This is a genomic window from Methanobrevibacter sp., assembly GCF_015062935.1.
Classification (GTDB): domain Archaea; phylum Methanobacteriota; class Methanobacteria; order Methanobacteriales; family Methanobacteriaceae; genus Methanocatella.
The window spans coordinates 25,486-36,563 of sequence record NZ_SUTM01000024.1 but is presented as its reverse complement, the minus strand read 5'-3'; the positions used below and the strand labels follow the sequence as shown (position 1 = coordinate 36,563).

Sequence of the window (11,078 nt, the reverse complement as noted above, 5' to 3'; positions counted from 1 at the left end):
AATGAAATTAAAACCTTAAAAGAACAGTTAATCACATTAGACGAATTAATTAAAAATTAAAAAACAGTAAATAACTTCTTGAAATTTAAATAAGGTTTTGTTTCCTTTAACCTACGGTTGATAATTCAACAGTTATTTTTTTAGATTCAATTTAATGAGGTGACATTAACATTAACGGAAGCCCTTCCATAAATCAATCTTGTTTTCCACTGTGATATATATGAAAGGGTTTTGGAAATGAAGTTTTGAATAGCTGAACCCACGTTAATGTGAAAATAAGATGTTATGTTTCCAATACTAAATGTATCAATAGCTAATGGTCATTATAATCTATTTTTTTAAATTTATTATTTTGTTAATAAGTTATATACTATAATTAAATGACTGTCAAATTTAAACAGTTATTTTTAAATTACTGTTTATTAAGTTGTATTTTTTAATGTAACATATTTTTAACTCTTATTTTTGATTATAACGGCTTTAAAAGTATTTAATTTAAATATGGCCTCTTCTATATATATATATATATATCTTTTGATTAAAAATACGTAATTTTAATTTGAGGTTATTTAAATGAAATACAAAAAGCTAATGCTAGTGACTTTACTGTTACTGGCTATTTTAACTATAGGTGCTGTTAGTGCTTCTGAAGATACAACAGTATCTGATGATGCAGATGAGTTGTCTCAAAGTTTCGATGAGGTATTAGCAGTTGAAGATTCTCAAGAGGATTTGACTGAAAATCCTTCAGAGGAAATAATTGCAAATGATGATGCAGATGATGCGTTGTCATACGATGCAAGTGATTTTAATGTAAAAATAAACGAATCAATGGATTTGGCTGATGAATATCCTGCGGTTACTTTTGATGTACCAAGCGATGCTGAAGGTCAAATTAGGGTACAAACTAATTATACTGACTATAATTTAGGTTTTGACCTTGAATACTTCACTGAACCTCAGCTTACTTTGGATGATTTGCATATTTCCTCTGCAGGTTCATACTTTATCAATGTTACTTTTGTCACAACAGATTATGAGGAAATATATCTGGCTTCAGGAACAATAGATGTGACTGGTACTGTTTCTTTAAGTGATTTTAACGGTAAGATAAGTCATATGATGTCTACTTCAAGCACTGATGATGAAATTATTGAAATTGAAGGCTGTCCTGCCGATGGAAGCATAATTGTTTTTGTAAATGGCAATCCGGACTTCTCCAAGTCCGTTTCGGCTGGTGAGGATGTTTCCATAATGGATTCTGATTTAAGTTTTTATGGTGTTAATGGAGAATATGATATTTTAGTCAAATTCAACACTACCTATGGAAAAGCATTCAAAATTAGCGAGTTTGACCTGAATTATGATGTCGATTCATTTTACGGCAAAAAGTCTTATATGGATTATACATCAATAACAGATACTGAAATTTTCTCTATAGATGACTGTCCTTTAGACGGAAATCTGATAGTTTATGTCAACGGCAATCAGGATTATGTTGCTTCACTTTCAAAAGGAGATGATATTGCCGTATATGATTCAGATTTGAGTTTTTATAATGAAAAAGGAGTATATGATCTTACATTTGAATTCAACACCACCTCCGGAAAAACACTGGAAATCGTTGAATTTGATTTGGATTATGATATTGAAACATCATCACATGAATCTGGACTATATATAGAATTGCCAAAAGAAGTTGATTTCAGTTCTTATTTGATATATCTTGCTTACATCAGTGATGACACCAATCTAACAGGTACAGTTACACTTTCCATTGACGGTAAAGAGTTTTACAACAAAAAACTTGATGGACAACGTGATTATCTCTTTATTTATGACACTGATTTGGTAGGTTTTGACATTGGAGATTTCCTTGGAAACCACACTGTTAAGCTTACATATAATGATGTCACTGAAGAATCAGTAGTTTCTTTTATCTTTGAACCGTATTTCGTTGCCCCTTATGAGTTGGCTGTTGGTGAGTCATCATGTATGGTTTTCAAAGCCACATCCAAATCAACAGGTAGTGTAAACTTATATAATGCAGTTCGCGATGAGTCAAATGGAGGATATGTTCCAGGCACTCTAATCGGAACATATGTTATTAATGGTGATTCAACAGTTATTCCACTTCCTGCCCTAAAAACCGCAGGAGGCAACGTATTTTACGTAAATTACACTATAGATGGAAACTATAAGTCACAAATGTTCGGTATCTATGCCAGTGAAAACTCCAATCAGTTTACATCAAGCATATCTGCAAGCGTGATTGGTGTGGGCGATTCAGTCACCATTAAGGTAACCGGTCCTAAAGTTGGTGGAATTGACTTTATCAGAGATGCAACTCCGGTCAAGTATTATTCACTGGCAAATGGTACTGTACAGTACACTTTTTCAAATCTTGCAATAGGCAAACATGTTCTTGGAGTATCATTTGACGGTTTGGGTGAAAGTGATCTTTTCTACTCAAATTCATTCACTGTAACTGTTGGTGATGGTAATGTTACAGCACCAACCGATATTTCAACAGTGAATGTGGCATTGTCCAAAACAGCTTTCACATACAACGGCAAAGTCCAAAAGCCAACTGTTATTTTATCAAACGGTGCTGTTTTAAAAGAAGGTGTTGATTACACTCTCAAATGGTCAACTGCTTCTCCTAAAAACGTTGGAACCTATACTGTTACAGTCACTGGAATTGGTGCATACGTTGGCACTGCTAAAAAAACATTTAAAATTAACAAGGCTGCAAATCCTTTAGCTGTCAAAGCAAAAACAGTTAAAGTTAAATTTTCAGCAGTTAAAAAGAAAGCACAGGCTCTTGCGGTATCTAAAGTTGTGACATTTTCCAAAAAAGGCCAAGGAACATTGACTTATGCTAAAGTGAGCGGCAACAAAAAGATTACCATCAACAAGAAAACCGGAAAGGTCACTGTTGCAAAAGGCCTTAAGAAAGGAACTTACAAAGTGAAAGTAAAAATCAAAGCTAAAGGCAACACCAACTATAAGGCATCCGCTTACAAGACTGTTACCTTTAAAATTGTAATCAAATAAGGGATTATTTTTCCCTTATATTATTTTTTAAAGGAGATTTTTTAAATGAAATACAAAAAGCTAATGTTAGTGACTTTACTGTTACTGGCTATTTTAACAATAGGTGCTGTCAGTGCTGCTGAAGATACCAATGGCACACTGACATCAGACAATAGTGAAGAGTTATCTCAAGACTTGGACGATGAGATAGTTTCTGTTGAGCAAACGGATATCCAGACTAAGGAAATCGATGATAATAAGTTAAACAAAGCACCGATAATTGACAATTCCACTGATGACAGTGTGACAGATGTAAATGGTACACTAATATTGACTGATATTGACACCGGAGATGTAGTTAGAAAAAACATTACTCTTACAGCAAAAGCTAATATGACCGATCCTTATGCTTTTGAGTTAAATGACACTGTTAATGAAACTGTAAAACAGCTTTTGAATATTGCTAAAATTGAATCAGGTGGAAGAGAAATCACCATCACAAATCAATATCTGGATGTTCCAGATAGTTTCAGCCGTTATGATAATAGGGAATATACTTGGATGGAACCTGATGGTACTGTATCTGAAAAGTATCTTTTAGTTGGTGGATACTATGGCACATGGTGGCGTACTAATATAACAGTTGAAGCGCAATATGCAAGCAGCGACCGCATCATAAGTTTCAATGCAACCGGCGGTGAAGGCATAATGGCTAATACAAGTGTTGCAAACAATACTAACTACACACTACCGGAATGCGGATTTACAAAAGAGTATCGTATTTTCTACGGATGGAATGTAGGGGATGCAATAAAGCAGCCTGGTGAAAACATCACAGTAACAGATAATATTGTTATCAAAACTGTTTGGAAATTAGATGAAGAATTGGGAAATGGAAATGGTAAAATTCGTGATTATGCATTGGACTTAAGCGAAACATCCATATATTGTATCTTAATATTAACCGATACAGGTTCCGGTGAGGTAATTGTAAAAAACATTACTGTTGGTCCAGCAAAATCCAGTATGACAAATGCTACTGCTAAAGAAGGTGCAAATTTGCATGATGTTGCAATCAATCAACTTTTAACTATTGCTCAAATACAGGCCGGCAGCAAAGAAATCACAGTCAAAAATCAAACAGTTTCAAACTTCACAGCTGATTCAAGATATGACCATAGGACATATGATTGGCATGAATCTCTTTATGAGGGCTCTGATTACCTCATTCAGTATTCCATGAATGATGGATTTACATATATTGGTGGTGACTATGGTACAAAATGGATTGGTTCTGTTATACTTGAAGCTGAATACTCAAGTAATGTAGTAAACGTAGCTAACGTTAAAGTAGTATTATCCAAAAACACTTTCACATATAATGCTAAAGTTCAAAAACCAACAGTTACTGTAATCAACGGTTTAATCCTTAAAGAAGGTGTTGACTATACTCTTCAATGGTCTGCTGATTCCCCTAAAAAAGCAGGAACATATACGGTTACTGTTACCGGAATCGGTGCTTACACTGGAACTGCAAAAGTAACCTTTAAGATTAATAAAGCTGCAAATCCTTTGAAAGTTAAAGCTAAAACTGTTAAAGTCAAATTTTCAAAACTTAAAAAGAAAGCCCAGAAACTTAAGGTTACAAAAGTAGTCAAGTTCACTAAAAAAGGCCAAGGAACATTAACCTACAAAAAAGTTAAAGGAAACAAGAAAATCACCATCAACAAAAAAACTGGTAAAGTCACAATCAAAAAAGGTCTTAAAAAAGGAACTTACAAAGTGAAAGTAAAAATCAAAGCAAATGGTAATGCTAATTATAAAGCATCTGCTTTTAAAACTATTACTTTTAAAATTAAAATTAAATAAAGGGAGTTAATTCCCTTTTACACTATTTTTTTAAATTTTTACAACCATTAAAAATATGAAACTATTGGTTAATAAAATTATTATAATTCTTTTTGTTTGGATTTAATTAACTGACATTAACATTAACGACCGTGTTTTCCAAATGTAATTTAGTTTCCAACCTTGATATATATCAAAGCATTTCAAAATTAAGTTTTGAATAGCTGAACCCAACCGTTAATGTTATTATGGAAATTCACTTGCTATTTCATGGTATTTATCAGTAACAATAGCTACAAAGTCTTGTATTTCACCTGTGACTTCTAAAGTATCTATGTCTACTTCTTTGAGATAACATATACTGTTAATGTCTTCAGGGTCATCTGTTTCTGCAATACTATACCATCCCATTATCATTAATGGTTTATCCTTTGGGAATTTTTTTAATTCTTCAATTGCCTCGCCGCAATTCATATTATCACCTCTAACTTGAATATAAATCTGTAAATATCCATGATGGATCATATGCTATAAGGTATCCGTCTTCACACCAGATGGATCTAACATTTCCTGAAGTTGTATCTGCTACTGCTGCAGGGTCACGGTTGATCCAGTTTCCTGAAGTATGTTTCTTATGTCTCAGTCTTAATCTGATATGGCCAGTACCACTGACACGACATTTAACATGGACAAACTGCACGTCATAGCCTAGTGATTTTGCTATGCGGTAATATACTTGTCCCCAGTCTACACAGTTGGAGCCTTTGCCTTTACTACCGTCATTGATTGTTTGTTTATCTGTTTTTTGTGAATCGAAGTATTTGCTATATAATTTCTTCTTTGATATAATAGCTAAAGCCTCATCAATGGTATTTCCTTTGAAATTAAATATCTTGATAAAGAAATTCATTGTAGTGTCTTTATAGTCCGGTAATGTTGATTTCCTATATACTATTGCAGGTAATCTTCCATTGGCCTTGATATATGCTTCTGTCCTTATGGCCATGTCAATGTATTCAGCTTTATCTATCTGAAGGCCGTTTTTTAATGTCACGTAGTTTGGAAGGAAATCCAATGACTTATTGTCTTTAATCACCGCCATTGTATACATTGCCACTAGCTTATTGTTTCCTAGTTTCTTTGCTTTCTTTTCAACATCTGCACAACTACCTTTCAGTTTTAGTATTTGGTAGTAGTCACGTTTCTTATATTTCTTTTTGTTCTGGATGAGCCAGTAACATATTGAGTTCATGCCCTGGCAAAAATGAGTCCAGCTTATACTATTACTTGACATATTATATTATTTATATATCATAGTATTATTAATTTTATATAGTGTAACTATTTTTTGTAATACAATATTTTATTACTTCAATTGTTAGTTTTTGTATTAGTTAGTCTATATATCATGACATTTTTTGGTGTTGCAATTCCAGTTGCAACTATTGCAATTTTGTTGCAACTTTATTGCAACTCAGTTGCAACTCCTGAAATTTTCACCCTGAAAACCAGAATCAGAGTTGCAATTAATTGCAATTTTTAATTATTAGTTTGTTCAATATTTTATTAAAAAAGTTAATGATAACTGAACAAGTGTAATTTTAAGAATGTTAAATTTAACGTCAATGAGAAATTGCAATTTAGTTGCAATTTTCCCCCTAAGAATTGCAATTTTATTGCAATTAATTGCAATTCCAAAAATCGAAAAACCCCGCATATCCGTTTTTGACCCCATTTTAATGCAAGTTGCAATTCAGTATTTAAAAGTTGCAACAGTTGCAATTGTGAATGTTTACACGAATGTATATAGATTATTGTAGTATATTACGAAAGTGGCGAACAGCTACTGGGACATATGGATGTCCAAAAACACCCGTCTGGGGTGGGTTTTCTGGCATACCAAGGAAATGTATATATTACGATATATGTATTACAATACTTGCACCTTCCTGCAAGCAAACAACCTACCCCCAAAAACTGCAATTGTCGTTTCTATTTTTCCGAATAGGGGCCAAATTAAACAGTATTCAACATTGTTCAAAAGTTGCAATTTTCAAAATCGAGTTGCAATTCCAGTTGCAACTGTTGCAATTTTTGTTGCAATAAAATTGCAATTAATTGCAATAGCTATAAAATATAGTTGTTATAAAGATATGTATGTTAAGGATTTGGAGTGAAAATGGATGGATGAAAAAACTCTTGAAAAAAGTGATAAAGGAATCGGCCTGGAATTTGAAGTAAAGAAAAATACTGCAAATGCAAACAGGATAGGATTCAGCAATACTATTTTTGATGTTGGCGAAAAAGTCTATGTTTTATCAGAAGAGCAACGCTTTGATGTAATGAAAGAATTAGACAATGTAGATGAATACAAAGCCAGAATAAAAGAACTTGAAGGCATAATAGCTAAAGGAACAACTGACACTGACGCTGAAGATTTAAAAGCACAGCTTCAGGAAAAGGATAAAACCATTACTGAATTAACCAATGAGAATTCAGAAAAGGACAATACAATTAAAGAACTTGTAACAAGAGTTGATTCACTAGCTAAAGAACTTGAATCCTCCAAGGATGTTAAAGTTGAATCCGTAGATGATATTGAAACTTTAAAAGAAGAATTGAAAACCAAGGAGAGCGAAGTTGAATATTGGAAGAATGCATTTGAAAATCTTATGGAATCTTCAGATGATCTTGCAAACAGAAATGAAGAATTGATCAAAGACAACGAACAGCTGAAGACCGCAAATATTCACATTAACGAAACCAATAAATTACTGAATCAAAATATTATTGGCATTAACGATAACTATAAGGAAACTAAGGACGAACTCCAGTCCAGTTTTGTTAATAAAGAAAAAGAGTTAAAAGAAACCATCCAAAAGCAACAAACACATATAGATGAATTAACTGAAAAAGTTGAATCTCTATCAATGTTAAAAGATTACATTCCTCCAAAAGAACATTATGAAGAAATCGATAGCTTGAAAGATAAAGTTAAAGATGCTAAACTTGAATTAGATAAATTAAGTGCTGAAGTTGACATGAAACTTTCCAAACAAAAATCTGAAATGGAAGTTAAGCATACTGAAGAAAAAGCACAAATGCTAATAGCTTATACTCAGGAAGTAAATGCTAATAAATTGAAATACAATGAATTAGCTAAAGATTATAATCACTTACTTGGAGATACAAAGTCATTAACCCGTGTAAACACTTTAATAAGTGGTAGGCATAATACTATTGTTAAAGATAAAGAACCTGTTGAACTTGAAGAGATAGAGGTGGAAAAAGAACCTACCGAAACAATAGAATATGTTCCGAAGGATAAGGTTACTTTAATTTAATCTCCAAGTCCAACACTAACGTTAACGTTAGCTATTCTTTATCTTTAATTGATTCTAGTATTTCATCCATTAATTTGGATGTGTCAATATGAGTTTTCTCTCCAACTTCATATTCAATGATGGAGCAGACAATCTTATCAAGTGATCTGTCTTGAATAGCTGAGACTATCCTTAATTTTCTGTGAGTTTCTAAATCAACTTTAACATTGATTCTTTTTCGTGGATTGCCTTTATTCAATAACTTATCGTTTAAATCATAAGCTGAATTGTCAATGTCTTCTCTATGTAACCAATCAAAGCCATCTTCAAATGCTTCAGTGTTTTCAACTGCTTCTCTTACATATTCAACAATATCTAAGTCTTTTGTTTTAGTTTCGATAATGGATGTTGCAATCTTTTCTAAACTGGTGTCTTTGGCAGTTGCTATTAATTTTAAGGCTTTGTGAGTATTAGGGAATATTTTAACTGTTATCTGTTTTCGTGGTGTCTGTTCTTCTTGAATGTAATCTTCTTTTGCTTCTTTAAGGTTCATTTGGCGTTGAGCATGTTTTTCAATTAACGCTTCATAATTGTCCTGGTCGTCAGCCATGTTAAATTCCTCCTTGATATTAATTAATGTAGTTACTTAATAAATGTAATTACATTATTAATGTATATACTTACTCTGTAATTCGATGTATATAAACATTTTGATATTTAAAAAATAAGCTGTCCAACGAAGTTGGACAGGTTGCGACGAGTGAAACGAGTCGCAATAGGTATATAGAGAAATAGTAAGTAATGGCTGGATGATTATGACATTAACATTAACGTTTGATATTTCATTACTGGAAAAATATATCTCTTACTAGAATGAATATGTGAAGTTCCGTATGAGATAATCTATATGTGCAATCAATAGCTTTCGATTTATTGATTCAACTTTAACTTTAACGGAAGGGTTTTTGAAATTCAATTCTGGATTTAAACCGTGATATATATGAAAGGGTTTCAAAAATAAGTTTTCAATTGATAATGGCTGCCGTTAATGTTCAGAAAATAAAGAATAAAAAAGAATTTATTTAAATAAGGAACTTACATCTTTAACTAGTATTATAATCCATAATAAACATAGTATAATGCTTGATGTATCGAAATTATGTTTGAAAAGAACATATACTGAAAATACAGTACCTATCACAGATATTAAAAGTGAAATATATTTTATTTTATCTAACATTTCAATCACCATTTAATAATTCGTGTTTAACTAATTTAAACTTTGTTAATATTAAAGTTTACCAATGTCACGGTTATGGATCCACTCACGATGTTTGCCAATGGCCACATTAACAATAACGTCTATGAGATCAAGTTCGTCAGCTTGTTTGAAATAGTATCGGCCAGGTCCTTCCATGATTTGTCTTAAATCGTAGAATGGTTTTGGTTTGACTGCATTTGGATTCATTAGGCCGTAGCTTTTCAATAGCTTAACGTTGGTGGTTTCGTATTTCTCCAGTTTGGATTTCTGGACTTTGGCTGCAACTGTTCTTTCTTTTCTGTCGAAGAGTGTTGCGATTTGGGAGCTGTCTATTAATATGCTTGATTCTATTAATAGCAATTTGATTTCTTTACCTTTGACTGTTATTGTTGTTGCATACGAATTTTTATTATCTAAAAATAATTTCATCTTATATCCTCTGGTATATATTATAGCTATTAATATTACATATATTTTTTTTAGAAATAGATAAGCTGGGAGAGGGTCTGATTCCCAGCTTATTGAAGATTCGGAGTTAAATACTCTTAGCAGAAGATGTCAGTGAAGAAAAACAATTAAAACTCCACGAACATAATCTTTATTGAGATTTAATATTCTTTTGTTCCTACACGCTCTCAAACGAAAGGAATATATTTAGGAGATTTTTTACTATGGCTCTATGCTCTGAATTGTCCTTTGATTATTCTATTAGGTGCGTTCATTAACACACCAACGGAGGAAAGTATGAATAGTTTTGTATACATAGGCAATTCGTCACGTATGTCTTTGCGCATGAATTCGATTAATGGATAGAAATCGTACATTTCACCGTCAGGTCCTAAAGGTGCAACGGTTGTTCCTGTAGTCCTGGAGTATAACAATTTCATTCCTGGGTTAATGTAGTCCATACCAATATATGTTTTGTCACCCATCTCAGAACCACCATCACAAACAGCAGTTCCAAGGATATCAATATTATCAACGCCGTAATAGCTTTTGATTAATTCTACCGGTTCAACTTGTCTGTTACTTGAGAATATGTCAGATTTTAATGTAGTGAGAGATTTGTAACTAACAGCCATTGAGTTTAAGTTGGCATAACTTCCAGCACCTTCTTTAAATTTCTCTTGAGCTTTAAGGATGGTCATACCAGTATCGTCACCAGATTCAAAGTCATAGGTGGTTACTTTGGATGAATTCATTATCATGTCAATAGCTGCTTTTTCAATACTTCTACCGATAAGGATACCTACATCCTGTAACATGTCATTAACACTTATTAAATTGGAATCAAGCATCTGAGCGGAAACGTTTAATACTCCGCCGATAGTGTCAATGGAGACTGTTTCGCTAATTGGTTTACGAACATTTAATTCCTGTAATGTTGCGCCGGGTGCAATGTCTTTGGCCTCTCCAAGCACGCCTGCCTGAATAGCTTCCTCGATATTGACTCTCTGTGACATGTAAGTATAGTATTGAGAATTCTCTTGTATTTCTTGCTTTGGAAGTAATCTGGTGAATTTCATCCATTTGGCTGAAGTGTCAGCTACAATCTGTGCCATTACTTCATTTTGTACTTTAGCATCATTTCCTTTAGTTAACATTAACAT

The 11,078-nt window shown here is 32.8% G+C and carries 10 protein-coding genes; 5 read left to right on the top strand and 5 right to left on the bottom strand.

Going from position 1 to position 11,078, the window contains the following annotated elements; all coding sequences use genetic code 11:
* Positions 1-573: 573 nt before the first annotated feature.
* Together E7Z81_RS10495 and E7Z81_RS10490 are read left to right on the top strand one after the other, a co-directional pair.
* On the top strand, positions 574-3,057 hold the full coding sequence (locus tag E7Z81_RS10495) for an MBG domain-containing protein (protein ID WP_292747502.1): 2,484 nt from the start codon (positions 574-576) through the stop codon (positions 3,055-3,057).
* A 45-nt stretch (positions 3,058-3,102) separates the two neighbouring features.
* Positions 3,103-4,905, top strand: coding sequence for an MBG domain-containing protein (locus E7Z81_RS10490; RefSeq protein WP_292747498.1), 1,803 nt, complete (start codon positions 3,103-3,105; stop codon positions 4,903-4,905).
* A gap of 225 nt (positions 4,906-5,130) precedes the next feature.
* Here the strand turns inward: E7Z81_RS10490 and E7Z81_RS10485 are convergent, their stop codons facing one another.
* Positions 5,131-5,358: a hypothetical protein gene (locus E7Z81_RS10485; protein ID WP_292747495.1), complete on the bottom strand. Its 228-nt coding sequence runs from the start codon at positions 5,356-5,358 to the stop codon at positions 5,131-5,133.
* A 10-nt stretch (positions 5,359-5,368) separates the two neighbouring features.
* On the bottom strand, positions 5,369-6,178 hold the full coding sequence (locus tag E7Z81_RS10480; RefSeq protein WP_292747492.1) for a hypothetical protein: 810 nt from the start codon (positions 6,176-6,178) through the stop codon (positions 5,369-5,371).
* A 114-nt stretch (positions 6,179-6,292) separates the two neighbouring features.
* On the opposite strand from E7Z81_RS10480, the gene E7Z81_RS10475 reads away from it, so the two are divergent.
* The 3 genes from E7Z81_RS10475 (at position 6,293) to E7Z81_RS10465 (ending at position 8,228) form a co-directional block, all read left to right on the top strand.
* Positions 6,293-6,427: a hypothetical protein gene (locus E7Z81_RS10475; protein WP_292747489.1), complete on the top strand. Its 135-nt coding sequence runs from the start codon at positions 6,293-6,295 to the stop codon at positions 6,425-6,427.
* Positions 6,428-6,491: 64 nt separating this feature from the next.
* On the top strand, positions 6,492-6,704 hold the full coding sequence (locus tag E7Z81_RS10470) for a hypothetical protein (RefSeq protein ID WP_292747486.1): 213 nt from the start codon (positions 6,492-6,494) through the stop codon (positions 6,702-6,704).
* Positions 6,705-7,067: 363 nt separating this feature from the next.
* The gene (locus tag E7Z81_RS10465) at positions 7,068-8,228 is read left to right on the top strand and encodes a hypothetical protein (RefSeq protein ID WP_292747483.1); all 1,161 of its coding nucleotides are present in this window, start codon (positions 7,068-7,070) and stop codon (positions 8,226-8,228) included.
* A gap of 31 nt (positions 8,229-8,259) precedes the next feature.
* Here the strand turns inward: E7Z81_RS10465 and E7Z81_RS10460 are convergent, their stop codons facing one another.
* The 3 genes from E7Z81_RS10460 to E7Z81_RS10450 form a co-directional block, all read right to left on the bottom strand.
* Positions 8,260-8,817 carry a hypothetical protein gene (locus E7Z81_RS10460; protein ID WP_292747480.1) on the bottom strand — a complete coding sequence of 186 codons (558 nt, stop codon included), beginning with the start codon at positions 8,815-8,817 and terminating at the stop codon, positions 8,260-8,262.
* A gap of 681 nt (positions 8,818-9,498) precedes the next feature.
* Entirely contained in the window at positions 9,499-9,897 is a 399-nt protein-coding gene (locus E7Z81_RS10455) for a hypothetical protein (RefSeq protein ID WP_292747477.1), read from the bottom strand.
* A gap of 248 nt (positions 9,898-10,145) precedes the next feature.
* Complete coding sequence (locus E7Z81_RS10450; protein ID WP_292747474.1) at positions 10,146-11,072, bottom strand: hypothetical protein; 927 nt, start codon at positions 11,070-11,072, stop codon at positions 10,146-10,148.
* Positions 11,073-11,078 lie beyond the last annotated feature (6 nt).